This window comes from Neorhizobium petrolearium (assembly GCF_029854435.1).
GTDB lineage: Bacteria > Pseudomonadota > Alphaproteobacteria > Rhizobiales > Rhizobiaceae > Neorhizobium > Neorhizobium petrolearium.
The window spans coordinates 492,672-510,517 of the sequence record NZ_CP123000.1 but is presented as its reverse complement, the minus strand read 5'-3'; the positions used below and the strand labels follow the sequence as shown (position 1 = coordinate 510,517).

Here is a 17,846-nt window from a genome sequence, read left to right as displayed (position 1 = left end):
TTACGTTGAACATGCCGCTTAAGTTTTCACCCGCGACATACTTGCCAGGGACAGCAGAGCCGGGCATTGACTGCCGGTATGTCCAACACTTCTGAAAATCAGCGCCTCGACCAGCTTTTGGTATCATCGGGACTCTTCGAAAGCCGGTCGCGGGCGCGCGACGCGATTACCCGAGGCACCGTTACCGTCAACGGCCAGGTCATCACCAAGGCCGGGCAGAGCTTCCCGAGGGACGCCACAATCACCGTAGACGATCCGGCCAAGGCCTATGTCTCCCGCGCGGCACTGAAGCTGGTCTCGGCGCTCGACCACTTCGAGCTCGATCCGAAGGGCAAGACCTGCCTCGACATCGGTGCATCGACCGGCGGATTCACCGAGATCCTGCTGCAACGGGGAGCCGCACATGTCACCGCGATCGACGTGGGGCACGGCCAGATGCACGGACGGATCGCCGGCGACCCGCGTGTCACCAATATCGAGGGGCTGAATGCACGCAACCTTACCGCGGACGACCTTAGCGGCAAGGTGATCGATTTCGTCGTTTCGGACGTTTCGTTCATCTCGCTGAAGCTGGCACTGTCTCCGGCATTGAACCTTGCCCGGCACGGCGCCATATGCGTGCTTCTCGTCAAGCCACAGTTCGAGGCCGGCCGCGAAGCGATCGGCAAGGGCGGCCTTCTGCGGTATCCGGACACCGCTGCCATTGTGGCGGCAGAACTTGAACGTTGGCTGGTGGAAGACATGGGCTGGACGAGCCTCGGCCTCATCCCCTCCCCCATCGCCGGCGGCGACGGCAACCAGGAATTCCTGCTCGCAGGGCGGAAACCATCATGAGCACAGAAACGGTGAAGATCACACGCCTCGGCACGCAGGGCCACGGCATCGCAGAGGGCGCACAGGGACCGATCTACGTGCCCTACGCGCTGCCGGGCGAGACGGTGGCGATTGCCCGCAACGGCGGCCACGGCACGCTGATATCGATCACGGAGACTTCGACCGACCGCGTCGCGCCCCTCTGTCGGCATTTCGATCCGGATCGCGACGCCTGCGGCGGCTGTTCGCTGCAGCATCTGGCGGATGCGCCCTATCGCGCCTTCAAGCGTGATCTGGTCATCGAGGCGCTGAGATCCAGGGGGCTGACGCCGGAGGTCGGCGCACTCATCGCCGCTCATCCCGGCGAACGGCGGCGCGTCGTCCTCTCCGCCCGGAAGACGGAGAAGGATTTCCTGCTCGGCTTCAACCGCGCCGAAACGCATCACATCGTCTCGATCGAAGAATGTCCGATCGCCTCGCAAGGAATCATGGTGCGGCTCGGAGCAATCCGGGCGATCGGGCAAGTCCTTGCGACCGGTTCCGATACCTTCCGCATCACGGTGATCGAAACGCTTTCCGGCCTCGACCTTGCCGCCGACGGCCTGAAGCCACTTTCCGACAAGCAGCGCCGCGCCGTGACCGAGACCGTGCTCAGCCTCAAGGGGATCGCCCGTGTCTCGGTGAACGGCGAGGTGGTCATCGAGCCGCAGAAGCCGCTGATCGATTTCGGCGGAGTGAAAGTCGCTCCGCCGCCGGGCGCCTTCACCCAGGCGACGAAACCGGCTGAGGACGCGATGGCCGAGCTCGTTCTCGCCCACGCGGGCAAGGCTAGGCGCGTGCTGGACCTTTTCGCGGGTTCGGGCACGTTCGCGCTGCGACTGGCCCGGATCGCCAGGGTGCATGCCGTCGAAAGCGAGGAAAAGCCGCTGAAGGCGCTGGAGCATGCCGCCCGCAACATGCAGGGCCTGAAACCCGTCACGATCGAGAAGCGCGATCTCTACCGCCGGCCGATGATGGTCCAGGAGTTGAAGAATTACGACGCCGTCGTCTTCGATCCGCCGCGCGCCGGCGCGGAAGCACAGATGAAGGAGCTTGCCCGCTCCACCGTGAAAACAGTCGCGGCAGTGAGCTGCAATCCGCTCACGCTCGCCCGCGATCTCAGGATTCTCGTCGACGGCGGCTATCGCATCAAATCAGTCGCGCCGATCGATCAGTTCCTCTGGTCACCACATGTGGAAGCAGTGGCGCTGCTGGAGAAATAGTCACCATCCTGCCAGATCGAGCGTGCCGCTTCCCACGACGTTCGGGCAACGGCAACGGCCACCGACGCGGCCCGCATCGGCACGGCAGACATAGGGCCGCGTGCGGTCGTCACTCTGGCGCGGCGGCACGACGCAGACATAGCGTTGCGGCCGCGGCGGACGATCGTCGGTGCGTGACTGGGTATTCCCCTGATACTGGACCAGCGACATGGCAGCATCGCCGCCAGCCATCGAGAACTCGCCGGCACCGGCGGCAGAGCTTGAGATCAGCAGGATCGTCAGGCCCGACAGGATTTTGCGCATTGAGATTCTTCCTCTTTCCAGGAGGAATCTAACTCTGCTCATGCACCAAAAGAAGACGGTGGCCCGACATTCCCGCGCGGCAGCGTTAACGCCGCATGAAGGCCTCGAAGGCTGCGCGCGCCTCGGCGCTCCTGAGCTGTACAGTGAAATGCACCAGCTCTTCGTCCATCCGGGCCAGAAGAGCGTCGCCATTGCCCTTCATGAGGTTGCGGGTGATCTTCAGTGCATGCGGCGGCTTCTTTGCGAGACTGTCGGCCAGAGCCAGGGTCTCCTTCTCCACGGCTTCCGGCTCCACCACTTTCCAGATCAGGCCTGCGGCACATGCGGCTTCGGCCGAGATGCTTTCACCGGCCACCAGCATGGCGAAGGCGCGCTGATGCCCCAGCACCCGAGGCATGAGCAGGCTGGATCCGGCTTCAGGAACCAGGGCCAGATCGACGAACGGCGTTCTGAACAGGCTGCGCGAGGAGGCAATCGTCATGTCGCAATGCAGGTTAAGCGTGGTGCCGATGCCGATCGCCAATCCGTCGACGCCGGAAATCAGCGGCTTCTCGATTGTCGCAAGCGCCTGGAGAAACTCGAACGCCGCTGGAGGCCCGCCGCCTTCCTTCAGCGCAAAATTCAGGAAGTCGCTCAGATCGTTGCCTGCGGAAAAGCAGCCTTCCGTGCCAAGAAAAGCAACGACGCGAACGGCCTGATGATTGGCGGCCTCGTGCAGGGCCTGCGTCATCCGCGCATACATGGCCGTGGTGATGGCGTTCTTCTTTTCCGGCCGGTTGAACCGGATCAACATGACGCCCGGATGGGTTTCGGGATGCTCTACAAGGATATGATCGTCGCTCACGGGCAGGCTTCCTCTCAGGCAAGAATGGCGCGGGCGGCTTCAAGGCTCGCCGCGCCGGAGATAACACGATCCTTGAGCGCCGAGGTCTCGGCGAGCAGGTTTTCCGCCATGAAGCGGCAGAGCGCGACGCGCTTTTCCGTGCCGCCGTCACCGATATCCACCAGGGCACCTTTCGCAAGGTAGCAGCCGGTGAGTGTCAAGCCGAACAGGCGCTGATAGGGTGTCGCCCCGGCGAGCGCATCCGCGCTTCTTCCGTCAGCCTGCACCTCGAGGAGCCAGTTGGTAGCAGCCTCCAGTGCGAAGACTGCGGCGCGCAACCGGTCGCCGCTTTCACCGAAAGCCGTATCGTTCGAGGCGGCGACGCTCTCGGCGATCTCCTTCAGTTCGCCAATGAAACCGCGTACCTGTTCACCGGACGACAGCGGCAGTTTTCGGGTGACCAGATCGATCGCCTGGATACCGTTGGTGCCCTCGTAGATCGGCGCGATGCGGGCGTCGCGCAGATAACGGGCAGCACCCGTCTCCTCAATGAAGCCCATGCCGCCATGCACCTGGATGCCCAGCGAGGCGACCTCGACCCCGATATCTGTTGCAAAGGATTTGGCAACCGGCGTCAGAAGTGCGGCCCGCTCGGACCAGTGGCGAGCTTCGTCGCCTTCAGTGTGATGCGACATGTCGATTGCGTAGGCGCAGGCATAGCAGATGGCGCGTGCCCCTTGTGTCAGCGCCTTCATGGTGATCAGTGTGCCGGCAATATCGGGATGTTCGATGATCGGGCTCATATCCCCCCGCTTGCCCTCGCCAGTCCAGCCAGGCGCCCTGCCCTGCGTCCGCTCATGGGCATAGGCGACTGCCTTCTGGGTCGCTGCCTCGGCGATTGCAACGCCTTGCATGCCGACCGCAAGGCGAGCGTTGTTCATCATGGTGAACATGCAGGCAAGCCCCTTGTTCTCCTCGCCGATCAGCCAGCCAATCGCGCCCTTCTCTTCGCCGTTTTCCGGGTGGAACCTGCCGTCGCCATAGATCATCGTGCAGGTCGGTGCGCCATGAATGCCGAGCTTGTGCTCGATCGAATGACAGAAGACGTCGTTGCGGGCGCCGAGCGAGCCATCGTCATCGACCAGGAATTTCGGCACGAGGAACAGCGAGATGCCGCGCGTACCAGCCGGCGCATCCGGTAGCCTGGCGAGCACCAGATGGACGATATTGTCGGCGGCGTCGTGCTCGCCCCAGGTGATGAATATCTTCTGGCCGAAGATGCGATAGGTACCGTCACCGCGACGCTCGGCGCGGGTCTTCAAGACGCCGAGATCGGAGCCGGCATGCGGCTCCGTGAGGTTCATGGTGCCGGTCCATTCGCCGGACACCATCTTTTCGAGATATTTCCCCTTGAGGGCATCACTGCCGTGAGCGACCAACGCCTCAATCGCTCCCATGGTGAGCGTCGGAGCCAGCGCGAAGGCCATGGACGCGGAATTCCACATTTCCAGAGCTGCAACGTTCAGCATGTGCGGCAGATGCTGGCCGCCGAAGGCTTCCGGCGCGGTAAGCCCGTTCCAGCCGCCCTCCCGCCAGTGGCGGTAGAGTTCGGGCCAGCCGTCCGGTGTCTTCACCTCACCGTCGATGAGCCGGGCGCCCTGTTTGTCGCCAATTTCGCCGAGCGGCGCTATCTCATTGGTGGCGAACCGTCCCGCTTCGTCCAGAATAGCATTGACCAAGTCGGAACTGAGGTCGCCGAACCGGCCGATCTCCACGGCATCCGCAAGGCCTGCCACATGGTTCAGCGTGAAGGCGATTTCCTCGACCGGTGCCTTATACATGATGCTCCTCCTCGTCGGCGCATTCAGCCAATTTCGGTTATTCCCCTCCTGCTTTTTACGTAAACGTAAATGGAATTGTCAACGCTCACGCGAATCCGAAAAACACAGCAAGTGACCGGGTCACGGAAATCATCGTCTCATCATCAATACGGCCGAAGACTTTTCCCAGTTTATCGCGCCTTACAGTCATCGTCTTGTCGACCATGATCTGCGAAGGCTTGTTAAGCGCATTCGTGGCATCTGGCTGCACTGTAAGGCGAACAAGGGGCGCATTCACCAGCGTGCTGGAAAGCAGCAAAACTGTAAGGGTGTCCGTCTCGTCGAACAGATCAGATTGGACTATGAGCGCGGGGCGCGGCTTGCCGAAATCGCCGGTTAAGGCGACCGTGACGAGATCCCCTCTTTGCATCACGGTTCACCGAGATCTGCCAGAGCCTCATCCAGAAAATTCAGCAGATCGGGATCTGCAGCGTCCGCTGCTGCGACCACTCTCGATTGGCGGCGGCACTCTTCTGCAAAACCTGGACGTCGCGTATCAGGCACCCAAATTTGCAGTGGCCGCAAACCGGCCGCCCGAAGACTTTCGCGACGCTTCCTGACGCGCTCACTTACCGAAGAAGGCATATCACAATACTCCGACAATCCGTTACATGTAACACAAGGCTGCACGTCTTTCAAGGGCCCGATGACCCTTTAGAGAATCTTGTTGAAACCAGCGTTACACAAGGGGCTTAAGGAGATGCCTCATGCCGCCGGATTCATCACCCATGTCGCTCGTTGCTCCTGCCATCCCGGGCCTTGTCTGGGCCTATCACTTTCGTCCTGGCTCAGCCCCCTGCACCCGCCTGCCGATCGATGTGGCGCGCAGCGACCTCGATGTCAGCGAAGGCTTTCTCTGGCTGCATCTCAATCTCGCCGACACGCGAGTCAATGCATTCCTCGAGAACTTTCCGGGCCTGACGCCGCCGGCCTTCACGGCACTTACCACTCATGACACGCATGCGGCGATCACGCTTGACGAGCAGCTCGTCTACGGCACGCTGGTCGATTTCCAGCGGGAATTCGACAGCGAGACCCGCGATATCGGCTGGCTGCACTTCTTCGTCTCCGACAGGGTGATCATCACGACGCGCCTGCAGCCGCTCCGGTCCGTCGATCGGATGCGAGCGGCGATCGAAAAGAATGCCTCCCGCTACAGACGTCCGATCGACGTGTTCGAAACCCTGGTCGCCGAATTCCAGCGCACGCTGATCAGCCTGGTGATGGAGCTCACCGAAGAACTGAACCTCATCGAAGATTTCGTCTACGACAATACGCCGCGCGACGAGCGCCGCCGGCTCGCCCCCGTGCGGCGCACCGTGGTTCGGCTGCACCGGCACCTCAGAACCGTGCTGACGCTGATGCGGCGCGCCGCGGCGGCCGACGACGACGAGATGCCGCCCGGTTTCGACGACGTGGCCTCACGGCTGGTCGGCCGGCTGGAGGCGGTGGATCACGATGTTTACGCACTGCAGGAACGTGCCCGGCTGCTGCATGAGGAAATTGACTCGAAGCTCTCCTCCGAGACGAACCGGCACCTCTACATTCTGTCGCTGATGACGGCATTCCTGCTGCCGCCAACGCTGGTCACCGGCTTCTTCGGGATGAACACCTCGTCCCTTCCTTTCGCAGAAGGCACGAACGGCACCGGCTACGCCCTCAGCCTGATAGGCGTGTCGGTGCTTGCTGCCTGGTGGCTGCTGAGGCGCACCGGTATTCTCTGACCCGATCAAATGAAAAGCCCGCCCGGCTTGTGCCGGACGGGCCTTCAAAGCTACGCCTGATGATAGGCCTCAGTAATAAGGCGAATAGCAGGGCTGACGCGGGCCGTTATAGGGCTGGAACGTGTTGGAATAGGAATCGTAAGAACGATAGCGGGCGGAACACCATTCATAGTGACGCGGATTGAGGCCACCGCTATAGGACGGCGCCGGAGCCACGTAGCGCGGCTGCGAGGCAATGGCACCGCCGATGATTGCGCCGGCGCCAAACGCCGCCAACGGGAACCAATAGCCGTTGTAGTAACGATGGTGTGGCCGGCGGTCGCGATAACCACGATAGCCATTGTAATAACCGTCTCGGTAGCCATTCCTATACGCGTCGCGGCGCCAGTGCCGGCGCTCCCACCGATCATGGCGATCCCGGTATTGTACCTGGGTCACATCCGACCTTTCCGCAACCGCGGCCGGAGCCGCGGGAAGCGGCATAGCCTGAGCCGGCATCAGGGAGCCAGCCAGAACGGCGACGGAAATACCAGCGGCGGCGATCTTCCTGAACAGCGTCATATCAAGTCTCCATACCCTGTTGTTATCTTTTCTTTCAATTCTCTGCGCCAAGCAGCGTCTCTTATATCAGACGGCTGAACTTCACAGCGACCCTAGGGAATTCATCCTGAATGCGCGATTAACGCTTCCGACAGAAAACCCGGCCCGGGCCGCGTGCCCGAACCGGGTTCCATATCCAGCCCCGGAAAGCTTCACCGATATGGCGAAATGCATTGTGCGCGCACGCCAACGCGCGGCACGTAGGTATTGTCGTACGCACGATAGGTGCGATAGCGGCTCTCGCACCAGGCGACATGCCGGCTGGAATAACCGGCGCGATCGTTTGCAATCGCCCCGCCGATGATCGCCCCCGTGGCAAAGGCTGCCAGCGGGAACCAGAAGCCGTTGTGATAGCGATAACCCGGCCGGCGGTCACGATAACCGCGATGGCCGTTGTACCAGCCATAACGGTCGCGGTCACGATGCCAATCGCGACGATCTCGATATTGGACCTGCGTTATGGTGGTCGAGTTTGAAATGCCGGGGATCGGCTGCGTCTGGAAAGACCGAGCGGGCGTAAGGCTCGTGAGCGCTACGGCAAAGGCTGCCGCAACCGTGGTCAAACGCAAACGAATGGCATTCATCCTGATGTTTCCCTGTGGTTAATTTCACCTGGGAACAACGCGGATGCGGAAGCTTGGTTCCTCGGGAACCCGGCCCCGGGCCGATCACGAACGAGCGATCTGCGTCGCCGGCAGGAATGTCACGCCACGATCGAAAGCTTCGCCTGCTCATCCCCCTGCAGGCGGTTGACCATGAAGTTCGAATACCATTCGACGAACTGCATGACACCACCCTCATGGACCGCCGAATAGGGGCCTGGCTCATAGGCCGGCGAGCGGATGCCGAAGGCGTTCTCCTCGACGATCTGGCGATCCTGGTCGTTGGTCATGTTCCACACATGCGTCAACTCTTCGATATCGTAATCGACGCCCTCGACCGCATCCTTGTGGACCAGCCATTTGGTGGTCACCGCCGTTTCCTCCGGGCCGAGCGGCGTGACGCGGAAGGAGATCGCGTGGTCGCCCAGCATATGGTCCCAGGTGGTCGGATAGTGGAAAAGCAACATGGTGCCGATGCCGTCGATCGTCACGCCGTCTGAAAGCTGGCGGACGACGGCCTTCCTCCCCGACATGGTGTAGCTTTCAGCGCCTTCGATCAACGGCATGCGGGCGACGCGGAACTGGCCATCCGGAGATATCCGGAACTCGCTCGGCAGATTGGCCGCCTCGCAGCGCCGCCAGTGTTCGGTGATGACGGGATCGTCAATGGCGCCGGCCACACCGCTGACGGTCGGCGCTTCCGGGAACGTGCGGCAGAGCTCCGGGTGATTGCCGACACAATGATAGCACTCGCGGTTGTTTTCCCAGACGAGTTTCCAGTTGCCCTTTTCGATGATCGTCGACTGATGGGCGACCTTGGCTTCCGAAAGGCGATGCGGCGCCATGTAGGGCTCGATGGCCGCGCGGACGGGTGCGAAGTCCGGCGCCTCGTTGGCGAGGCAGATGAAGATATAGCCAGCAACGCTTTCGCAATGGACCTTCTTCAAGCCGAACTGGCTCTTGTCGAAATCCTGGCCCATCTGGCGGGCGGCCATCAGCGAGCCGTCGAGCTCGTAGGTCCACTGGTGGTAAGGACAGACGAGGCGGACTGCCGAACCGCTCTCCTTGGTGCAGACCCGGCTGCCGCGATGGCGGCAGGTATTGTGGAGCGCCCGGATCCGGCCGTCGCGACCGCGCACGATGACGACCGGATAATCTCCGATCTGCAGCGTGAAATAGCTTCCGGCCTTCGGCAGTTCGCAATCGTGGCCGACAAACAGCCAGTCACGGTACCAGATCATTTCGAGGTCGAGCTTGTAATAGTCCGGGTCGGTATAGAAGGCCTGTTCGAGGCTGAAGCCTTCACGGCGGTTCTTCAATTGCCGCAGGACCTGACTGCGAATTTCCATCTTGCCTTCCTCGTCAATGCTACCTTCAAGCGGCCTGCGGAAAGGACATGGAAAAACCAGCTGGCCTCAGCCTGCCAGTCTCCTTGTCCGAACGCCCGCCGCGATCGGTCAAAATCTCGTTCACTTCAGGCTGGTTTCCGGGCTCAGGAGCTGTCCCTTGCGGGACTGGCCTGGCGCCTTCCCGGGCAGCCTTTGCGGCTCTTTCCCAGTGGCTTCCGCCAGGCCTTCGAGCTCCACCACCGTTGCGGGGGCAGCGCCGGGCTTCGACCGGCTTCCCAATTCTCCGCCCCTCCCTAGCGGGGCGGCACCTTGAGCTTGAGGCGGATATAACCATCCTCCAAACTTGCCGCATAGATGACATTGCGACATCGGCAACCGCATTGACGACGGCCTTTCTCAAGCCTCGCGAAAGGGAAACTCGTCATTAAGAGTTGAATCCTAAAATCCCGGCCTCAATGGGAGCGGCGCCATCGTGCAGGCAAAGGCAAAGATCCGCTACTTCGAAGCTCCTCCGCCGGCTCCTCCTGTTCCGGCGGCGACAAAAACGACCGTGCATTCGGAATTTCTGCGGACCGGGCGCATCACACGCTACAAGCCAATCTGGGCACCGGAGGAACGCCGTTATCTCAGTTACACCGAGGTCGCGGAACGCACAGGCAAGCGATTGGAGGCCGCAGGCGAAAAAAGCCACGAGCGGATCAACGCCTTCCACCGCTCAATCCAGTTCCCTAAGGTCATCTTCCATCGCACGCTCGATGACCGTCCGCATCTCGGCTATTGCCACGTGACGGCCGCCCGGACTCTCCTCGCGTCTCGCGTGCCGGTGCGCTGGTCTTTCTACATCGCCAATTTCTTCTCTGAGATCGGTGAGGAGGAAGAGAAATTCTTCGAGCGCATCAGCCATATGAATGCGCGTATGTATTTCGCGGTCGCGATCGAAAGCGAGCCCGGCCAGCCTTTCCGGATCAACCGCTCGATCCGCAGGAACGGGCTCCTGTTCAGGACCCACGATCCGATGGAAGCGATCAAGAACGTGCTGATGCTCGGTGCTTCAGGCGACGCGCTTCGCGAAATCATCAAAAAGCTTTGACGGCGGACGAGTCCGCGTTATTGACGGCGAACATGACAGCCGAAATCATAGACATCACCACGGATCGCGAAAAGGCGCTCGAGCGCGCCTGTGCCGTCCTGGCAGACGGTTTTCCTGTCGCGATCCCGACTGAGACGGTTTACGGACTTGCGGCAGACGCCACCAATCCCGCCGCCATCACCCGAATCTACGAGACCAAGGGTCGGCCGCGCTTCAACCCGCTGATCTGCCACATGTCCGACCTCGCCATGGCCGAGCGCTATGCGGTCTTCGACCCCGTCTCGAAAAAGCTTGCCGAGACCTTCTGGCCCGGACCGCTGACGCTGATCCTGCCTTTGAGGCCCGAAAGCGGCATCCACTCGCTGGCGACGGCCGGGCTCGACACGGTCGGCATCCGCCTGCCGAAGGGTTTTGCCGCCGACCTCATCCGCGCCTATGGCAAACCGCTCGCCGCCCCCAGCGCCAACACGTCCGGCGGAGTAAGTCCGACGAGCGCCCGGCATGTGGCGGACGACCTGGGCGACAAATTGAAGCTCGTCATTGACGGCGGCGCAGCACCGGTCGGCGTTGAATCGACCATCCTTCGCGTCGAAAGTGGCGCACTCCGGCTGCTGCGGCCCGGCGGGGTTGCCGGAGAGGAAATAGAAACGGCAACGGGGCTGACCGTCATCCGGCCTGAAGGTCCCGCAGCGATCATCGAGGCGCCCGGCATGCTTGCCTCCCACTATGCGCCGGGTGCGAGCGTGCGGCTCAACGCCGATCATGTCGAGCCGGGCGAGGTGTTGATCCGCCTCGGCGCGGTTCCGGTGAAGGGAATCGAACAGGCCGCTGCAATTTTCGACCTCAGTCCCTCCGGCGATCTTGCCGAGGCGGCCGCAAATCTGTTCGATTACCTTAAGCGCGCCGATGCGACCGGTGCCACCCGTATCGCCGTCACACACATTCCGGGTCACGGTCTCGGCGAGGCGATCAACGACCGGCTGGCCCGCGCCGCAGCGCCGCGGAAATAAGAGGAGACGCCGATGGACATTTCGGGACCCAAACCAGAGCTTCTTGACCGCTTTGCGGCGATCGTCGGCGAAAACCATGTGCTGCGCGACCAGCAAGACCTCGCGCCGCATCTCATCGAGGGCCGCGGACTTTACCAAGGCTCCTCGCCAATGCTGCTCAAGCCGGGCTCCACGCAGGAGGTTTCGGCAATTCTCAAGCTTGCAAGCGAAACCGGCACGCCGATCGTGCCGCAGACCGGCAATACCGGCCTTGTCGGCGGCCAGACCCCGCGCACCGGCGGCAATGACCTGATCGTCTCGCTTGAACGCATGAACCGCATCCGCGATGTGGATCCGGTCGCCAATGTGCTTGTTGCCGATGGCGGCGCAATTCTTGCCGATGTGCAGAAGGCGGCAGAAGCGGTCAACCGGCTGTTCCCCTTGTCGCTCGGCTCCGAAGGTTCCTGCCGCATCGGCGGCAACCTTTCCACCAATGCCGGTGGTACGTCCGTGCTCGCCTACGGCAACATGCGCCAGCTCTGCCTCGGCCTCGAGGTGGTGCTCCCGACGGGGGAGATCTGGGACGGCCTGCGACGGCTCAAGAAGGACAATACCGGTTACGACCTGCGTGACATGTTCATTGGTGCTGAGGGAACTCTCGGCATCATCACCGGCGCGGTGCTGAAGCTTTTTCCGCAGCCTGTCGGCCATCAGGTGGCGCTCGCCGGCCTCAACTCGCCCGAGGATGCTCTCAAACTCTTCGAACGGGCCTCGAACCTCTGCGGCACGGCGCTGACCGGCTTCGAACTGATGCCGCGCATCGGCATCGAGTTTACCACCCGCCATATCGAAGGCGTGCGTGACCCTCTTTCGGATCCGCATCCCTGGTACGCCCTGATCGACATCTCCACTTCCGATTCCGCCGAGACGGCGCAGACCATGGTTCAGTCGCTGCTCGAACAGGGATTCGAGGCAGGTCTCATACGCGACGCGGTGATTGCCTCCTCAGTCGCCCAGCAGAGGGCACTCTGGCACATGCGGGAAAGCATGTCGGACGCCCAGAAGCCGGAGGGCGGCTCGATCAAGCACGACGTTTCCGTGCCGGTCTCGAAAATCCCGTCCTTCATGGCGGAGGCGGACAAAGCGGTGGTGGCAGCCGTTCCCGGCGCCCGCATCTGCGCCTTCGGCCATCTCGGTGACGGCAACATCCACTACAACATCTCCCAACCGGTCAGTGCGGACATGAAGGCCGACAAGGCCGCCTTCATCGCCCGCTGGCGGGAAGTCAACGAGATCGTGCATGGTATCGTGCTCGCTGCTGGCGGCTCCATCTCCGCCGAACACGGGATCGGCCAGCTGAAGCGCGACGAACTCGCCCATATCCGATCGCCGATCGAAATGGACCTGATGCGGCGCATCAAGAGGGCTTTCGATCCGGCCGGTATCATGAATCCCGGCAAGGTGCTCGTTCCATGAGCCGGGCGCCGAAGACGACGATCCGCATCGACCTCGACAATGGCGTGCGACTCGGCCCGGGCAAGGCGCAACTCCTCGAACTCATCGCCGAGCACGGTTCGATCCGGGCCGCCGGCGCGGCAATCGGCATGTCCTACCGGCGTGCCTGGCTGCTCGGCGACGAAATCAACCGGATGTTCCGGGAACCGTCGATTTCCACCCGCCACGGAGGAAAAAGCGGTGGTGGGGCCGGTCTCACCGAATTCGGCCGGGAACTGCTCTCCCGTTACCGGCGCATGGAAGAGGCAAGCCGCGACGCGATGCGCGCCGATCTCGACTGGTTGGCGGCCAATACGGATCTGAATTTCGAATCGTCCGACAAGAGCGACGAAACCTGAAACCCGACCAGCCCAACACTCGCCTTAGCCCATCCTGATCTGAGACAGTGCCCAGAGCGTATCGGCACTGATGCCGGCTGAACTGCCGCTGAGAATATCGGCCGCCGACGCGGTCGTCGTGGCATTGCTCTCGATGTCGTACATGACGGTGAACCGCCTGATCAGCTTGTCGAGCTTTTCCGGGTCGGACAAATCCTCGAGATCGAGATTCTTCTCGACCAGTTTCGCCTGCTGATCGACGTCCATATTGCCGATTTCCTCCGGCAGGCTGAACGTGATACGGAAGAACTCCATCAGCGCCTCATCGCCGAGGATGACATAGGGATCGGTGATGGTGTCGGCCATGCGCTGGAAATAGAGTGCCAGGCGGACACCCGCGTTTTCCTCGCCTTCCTGGGTTTCAAGCAGCTGCCGTATATAGTTGCTCTCGGTCGCAGCGATCTCGCCGCCGTTCTGGGCCTTGCCGGCAGCGCTGCGGTCGATGTCACCCTTGGCATCGAAGTTGAAGGTGCCGACGATCTGGGCAAATCTCTTGTCCGTTTGCGTATTGACGAAACTCGCCGGGTCGCTCAGATCGGAATTGAAGGCCTGTTTCAGGAAGTCGTCCGTCACCGTCGAGGGGTCTATCCCTTTCGAGGTCAGGAGGATATCGAGCAGCTTGCGGTCCGCCAGCAATTCATCGCGGCTGTCGATGCGCTGCATGGTTTCGGTATAGTATTTCGTTTCTTCCTCGGCCTTCTTCTTGGCAGCTTCCAGCTCATCGCCCTCAAGGAAGCGGGTCTTGCGCAGGATATAGTCCCTGGCGACATTGGTGATCGCCGCATTGGACTGGGCAAGCACCGGCGCGGTCACATCGCCATCCTTGCCGAAATTGAACAGCTTCGCGAGCGTGATGAAGCGCTCGTCCTTCAGCTGATAGATATAGCTGTCCGGATCGGAGAGGTCGCTCTTCAATGCGTATTTGATCGTCAATTTCGAGACGGAAGAGGGGTCGAGGCCGACTGCCTCCAGGGCGAACTCATAACTGGTCTGCGCGTCGCTGCTCAGGAAATCGTCAAGTGTTTCGATGGCCGCGAGGTCCAGTTTGTAGAACTTGATCGTCTTTGCAAGATCCTCTTCCTGCTTGTCATCCCAGCGGCTGAAATAGTTGCTGCGGGTCTTGCTGGTCTGCTGGGCGGTCTGGGCTTCACCGGCCGCAACCGTGCCGTCCGTATTGAAATTGAAGGCTTTCGCCAGTTCCAGATATTGCGGCCGGTCCTTGCCGTAGACATTGGCGTAGCTGTCGGGATCGTCGAGATCGCTGGTCAGAATCTGGTCGATCGTCGATTTTACGATATAGCTCTCGTTCAAGTCGAAGGCCGATTTTATGTACTGCAGGATACGCGGATCGTCTATCAGATCGGTGACGTTCGTCGCCGTCGCGATCTTCTGCTCGAAGAGTTCCTGATTGAGCATCGCTTCGGCATGCGTCACCTGCGTCTGCTTGTTGAAATAGCCGCCCACGATTTCCTGCAGCTTTTCCGCTGTTACGGCGCCGTCGGCCGGGACGGTACCGTCCGCATTGAACTGGAAATCCTCGGCGAGGGATTTCATCACTTTCAGGTAGGCGGCATCAGACTTTGTACCGCTGATGATCTTCGCCAGTTCGGCGCGCCGCTGGGCCGACTGCTCGACGGGAACCAGCTTGGCATTCAACTCTTCAAGACGGGGTTGCTGCTCTTCGAAACTGGCCTGATCCTTTGCGATCAGCGCCTCCGTCTCGGTCAGTTGCGTCTGCAAAGCGTCGATCTCAGGCTGCAGAACATCGGGATCGCCACCATTGTCCAATTCATCCTGCTTGGCGGCGATCTGGGCCTCAAGATCGGCCTTCAGCTGCTCCCCCAACGCAATCGAGTCCTGAAGTTCGAGAATCCCTTCCCGTTCCTCCAGTTCGGCGTCCTCGGCCACTGCGGCATCGTATTGGTCCAGCCGGCTGCCGTAAGCGGTATTGTAGTAACTGCCCGGATCATCCGGATCGCTGGTCAGCACGCCGCGGATGGCGGTGTAATTGTAGTATTTCCCATCAATGCCATAGGCAGTGAACATATATTCGCGCAGCCGGTCGTTCCTCAGGAATTCATCGACATTGTCGATGTTGCCGGTCGTCCCGAGCATCACCTGGAAGTATCGTGTGTCTTCCTCGATCTTGTCCGACTGCGAGGCGATCGTCTGATCATAGGTATCGAAGAGCTCTTCCATCTGGCCGTCCGATTGGGCGACAGCGACATCCGAGGTGGACGAACCGAAGTTGAATGCAGCGGCGAAATCCTTGTACCGATCATCGGTGAGGCGGTTGGCGAAGCTGTTATCATCGCTGAGATCGCTTTCCAGGACCTGCTTCATGAAGGCCTTGGCATAGATCATCTCATCCAGACCGTAGGCGGTCATGGCGTAGGAATAGAGCCGATAGTTGTCCAGGAATTCGTCGACCGTTTTTATCTTGCCGATGTTTTCCTGGTAATATTTCGAATCGTTGGCGACGGTGGTCTGGTTGGCAACCTGCTTCAGGCTTTTCTGGAGATCGCGATTGACGAGATCGAAAGTCAGATAGGTCGATACCATGGACAGGCCCCGCGAGTCGGAATGATGCTGCCGCAAGCATTGCAGGATAGCCTTGCCCGTGGCTTTTCAAGCTTCGGCCCGACAATCTCTTCTGTCCCGCGCCTGTACAATTTCTGCGATTCACTTTCCGGAAACCCAAAGGGGTGCGCTTTCGCTAACCATTCAGGCAGGCAAAGCTTCCTTAACCGCGATTTTTAAGCAGTCTCGAACATGCCAGCCCTATGCTCCAACTGCAGAGGACAAAAGTCCCGCAGAGAAACCGGCAACGGCTCTCAGGTAAAACAAGGGTAGCATACCGATGACCAACACTGTTCTGAAGCCCATATGGGCAGGGTCGACATTGAGGCTCGATCCGTCTCGTTTCCCGCAGCAGGTTACCTATGCGCTGCGCGAGACATCAGGAGATGTCACTATCACCATCGACGAGCGCGGCGCCGTGCTGCGCAAGATCCTTCCCTCGAGCGGCCTGCCGCTCTCCTTCGCTCTCCCTGCCCGCGCGTTCAAGGGTGTCGCCGCGCGTGCCATCGACCACGGTGACGGCGAAGTGACCGTCACACTGGAACTCCATCACGAAGATCCGGATCTCTGCATCCCGCTTCTGGTCGCCCACGACCTCTGCGACATCGCCGCCGACTGGCGGAGCTGGTCGGATGCGTTCCGCATCCCGATGCTGATGGTGGAAGCCGACGGCATTGCCCGCCCGCTCGAAAACCATATCGGCGATGTGCGCTCGAACGGCACGGCTGCACGCCGCCGCCATTCCTATTTTGCCGGCCGCCGCCCCCGTTTCCTGGTCCGCCGGACCACCGGCAGCCTGGGTGTGACGATGAAGATCGAAGGCAAGGAGATCATTGCGCGCCGCTGAGGCCTTGTTTGTCCCTTTGGCCTCCGCCGCTCGCGATAAGAAAGAAGCCCGACCCTCAGCCGGTCGGGCTTCTTTCCTCTTGAAGACTAAACGGCAAGCGACAGGACAAGGCCCAGGAACAGGGTCGTGCCGACGTGGTGGTTGAACTTGAAAAGTCTCAGGCACTGTTCGGCATTGTCGATGTCGAGGATCAGCACCTGCCAGGCGAACATGATCGCCGCTGCGAGAAGGCCGAGATAGGCGAAGAACCCGACGCCGGCTGCGGCAAAGGCAAAGATCAGGAAGAACAGCGTGAAACCGTAAAGGCCAATCAGCCACCGCTTGGTATCCTCGCCGAAGAGGCGTGCCGTCGAGCGTACGCCGATCAGCGCATCGTCCTCCTTGTCCTGATGAGCATAGATCGTGTCGTAACCGATCGTCCAGGAGATGGCGGCAAGATAAAGCCAGAGAGGCGCCCATGACAGGCTGCCAAAGACGCCGGCCCAACCCATCAGCGCGCCCCAGGAAAAGGCAAGGCCCAGGAAGAATTGCGGCCAGTCGGTGAAGCGCTTGGCGAAGGGATAGACCGCCACCACGCCGAGCGACAGGATGCCAAGCACGATCGTAAAGGCGTTGAACTGGATCAGCACCAGAAGACCGACAAGCGCCTGCACTGCCAGAAACACCTTGGCCTCAAAACGAGACACACGGCCAGACGGCAGAGGGCGCGATCGGGTGCGCGCCACCTCCATATCGATATTGTGATCGACAAGATCGTTATAGGTGCAGCCGGCACCACGCATGGCGACTGCGCCAATAAAGAACAGGATCAGATGGAAAAGAAAAAGCCCGAGGGAAAACATCCCCTCGTCCTGCGCGGCATTGGCCGCGAGCGCCGCCGACCAGAAGCACGGCCACATGAGGAGCTGCCAGCCGATCGGCCGGTCCCAGCGGGCAAGCTGTGCATAGGGCCAGGCCGGCCGCGGCAGAACGCGGTAGACCCAGTTGTCCGAAGGGGCGTCAGCCACGCGGCCCGTAAAATCGTCGGCATTCGTCATGCCGAGGTTCTAGCGCCCGCCGGAGCCGGCGGTCAAGCGGGGCCGAAACGCCCCC

Annotated in this window: 18 protein-coding genes and 1 riboswitch; of the genes, 8 read left to right on the top strand and 10 right to left on the bottom strand. The window is 61.1% G+C overall.

What is annotated here, in order from left to right; all coding sequences use genetic code 11:
- Window positions 1-78 precede the first annotated feature (78 nt).
- Both QEO92_RS02605 and QEO92_RS02600 read left to right on the top strand, forming a co-directional pair.
- Window positions 79-834 carry a TlyA family RNA methyltransferase gene (locus QEO92_RS02605; RefSeq protein WP_227702061.1) on the top strand — a complete coding sequence of 252 codons (756 nt, stop codon included), beginning with the start codon at window positions 79-81 and terminating at the stop codon, window positions 832-834.
- Complete coding sequence (locus QEO92_RS02600; protein WP_227702060.1) at window positions 831-2,075, top strand: class I SAM-dependent RNA methyltransferase; 1,245 nt, start codon at window positions 831-833, stop codon at window positions 2,073-2,075. The genes QEO92_RS02605 and QEO92_RS02600 overlap by 4 nt, the downstream gene beginning before the upstream one ends.
- Here QEO92_RS02600 and QEO92_RS02595 read toward each other — a convergent pair whose 3' ends face one another.
- From QEO92_RS02595 to QEO92_RS02575, 5 genes are all read right to left on the bottom strand, one after another.
- Entirely contained in the window at window positions 2,076-2,378 is a 303-nt protein-coding gene (locus QEO92_RS02595) for a hypothetical protein (RefSeq protein WP_227702059.1), read from the bottom strand.
- Between the two features lie 85 nt (window positions 2,379-2,463).
- Window positions 2,464-3,171, bottom strand: coding sequence for a crotonase/enoyl-CoA hydratase family protein (locus tag QEO92_RS02590; RefSeq protein WP_280107517.1), 708 nt, complete (start codon window positions 3,169-3,171; stop codon window positions 2,464-2,466).
- A 65-nt stretch (window positions 3,172-3,236) separates the two neighbouring features.
- Window positions 3,237-5,042, bottom strand: coding sequence for an acyl-CoA dehydrogenase (locus tag QEO92_RS02585; RefSeq protein WP_227702057.1), 1,806 nt, complete (start codon window positions 5,040-5,042; stop codon window positions 3,237-3,239).
- 85 nt (window positions 5,043-5,127) lie between these two features.
- A complete protein-coding gene (locus QEO92_RS02580) occupies window positions 5,128-5,451 on the bottom strand; it encodes a type II toxin-antitoxin system PemK/MazF family toxin (protein WP_227702056.1) in 324 nt (107 codons plus the stop codon).
- Window positions 5,451-5,666 (bottom strand): antitoxin MazE family protein, encoded by a 216-nt coding sequence (locus QEO92_RS02575; RefSeq protein ID WP_081953014.1) that lies wholly within the window; start codon window positions 5,664-5,666, stop codon window positions 5,451-5,453. The genes QEO92_RS02580 and QEO92_RS02575 overlap by 1 nt, the downstream gene beginning before the upstream one ends.
- Window positions 5,667-5,809: 143 nt before the next feature.
- On the opposite strand from QEO92_RS02575, the gene QEO92_RS02570 reads away from it, so the two are divergent.
- On the top strand, window positions 5,810-6,805 hold the full coding sequence (locus QEO92_RS02570) for a transporter (RefSeq protein ID WP_037159853.1): 996 nt from the start codon (window positions 5,810-5,812) through the stop codon (window positions 6,803-6,805).
- Between the two features lie 69 nt (window positions 6,806-6,874).
- On the opposite strand, the gene QEO92_RS02565 is transcribed toward QEO92_RS02570, so the two are convergent.
- The 3 genes from QEO92_RS02565 to QEO92_RS02555 form a co-directional block, all read right to left on the bottom strand.
- The gene (locus QEO92_RS02565; protein ID WP_227702055.1) at window positions 6,875-7,366 is read right to left on the bottom strand and encodes a BA14K family protein; all 492 of its coding nucleotides are present in this window, start codon (window positions 7,364-7,366) and stop codon (window positions 6,875-6,877) included.
- Between the two features lie 191 nt (window positions 7,367-7,557).
- Window positions 7,558-7,989, bottom strand: a complete 432-nt coding sequence (locus tag QEO92_RS02560) for a BA14K family protein (protein ID WP_227702054.1) — start codon at window positions 7,987-7,989, stop codon at window positions 7,558-7,560.
- Window positions 7,990-8,108: 119 nt separating this feature from the next.
- Window positions 8,109-9,356 (bottom strand): aromatic ring-hydroxylating oxygenase subunit alpha, encoded by a 1,248-nt coding sequence (locus QEO92_RS02555; RefSeq protein ID WP_227702053.1) that lies wholly within the window; start codon window positions 9,354-9,356, stop codon window positions 8,109-8,111.
- A 111-nt stretch (window positions 9,357-9,467) separates the two neighbouring features.
- Window positions 9,468-9,683, bottom strand: a riboswitch (cobalamin riboswitch).
- 145 nt (window positions 9,684-9,828) lie between these two features.
- Between QEO92_RS02555 and QEO92_RS02550 the strand changes: the two genes are divergently transcribed.
- The 4 genes from QEO92_RS02550 to QEO92_RS02535 are packed head-to-tail and all read left to right on the top strand — an operon-like array spanning window position 9,829 to window position 13,288.
- On the top strand, window positions 9,829-10,446 hold the full coding sequence (locus QEO92_RS02550) for a DUF6656 family protein (protein ID WP_227702052.1): 618 nt from the start codon (window positions 9,829-9,831) through the stop codon (window positions 10,444-10,446).
- 32 nt (window positions 10,447-10,478) lie between these two features.
- On the top strand, window positions 10,479-11,456 hold the full coding sequence (locus QEO92_RS02545) for an L-threonylcarbamoyladenylate synthase (RefSeq protein WP_227702051.1): 978 nt from the start codon (window positions 10,479-10,481) through the stop codon (window positions 11,454-11,456).
- A 12-nt stretch (window positions 11,457-11,468) separates the two neighbouring features.
- Window positions 11,469-12,911, top strand: coding sequence for an FAD-binding oxidoreductase (locus QEO92_RS02540; RefSeq protein WP_227702050.1), 1,443 nt, complete (start codon window positions 11,469-11,471; stop codon window positions 12,909-12,911).
- Window positions 12,908-13,288, top strand: coding sequence for a winged helix-turn-helix domain-containing protein (locus tag QEO92_RS02535; protein WP_037158269.1), 381 nt, complete (start codon window positions 12,908-12,910; stop codon window positions 13,286-13,288). Before QEO92_RS02540 ends, QEO92_RS02535 begins: the two co-directional genes overlap by 4 nt.
- Window positions 13,289-13,312: 24 nt before the next feature.
- Here QEO92_RS02535 and QEO92_RS02530 read toward each other — a convergent pair whose 3' ends face one another.
- Window positions 13,313-15,889: a DUF1217 domain-containing protein gene (locus tag QEO92_RS02530; RefSeq protein WP_227702049.1), complete on the bottom strand. Its 2,577-nt coding sequence runs from the start codon at window positions 15,887-15,889 to the stop codon at window positions 13,313-13,315.
- A 298-nt stretch (window positions 15,890-16,187) separates the two neighbouring features.
- Between QEO92_RS02530 and QEO92_RS02525 the strand changes: the two genes are divergently transcribed.
- Window positions 16,188-16,754, top strand: a complete 567-nt coding sequence (locus tag QEO92_RS02525; protein ID WP_037158271.1) for a DUF6101 family protein — start codon at window positions 16,188-16,190, stop codon at window positions 16,752-16,754.
- Window positions 16,755-16,840: 86 nt separating this feature from the next.
- Here QEO92_RS02525 and ubiA read toward each other — a convergent pair whose 3' ends face one another.
- Window positions 16,841-17,791 (bottom strand): 4-hydroxybenzoate octaprenyltransferase, encoded by a 951-nt coding sequence (gene ubiA / locus QEO92_RS02520; RefSeq protein ID WP_227702048.1) that lies wholly within the window; start codon window positions 17,789-17,791, stop codon window positions 16,841-16,843.
- Window positions 17,792-17,846 lie beyond the last annotated feature (55 nt).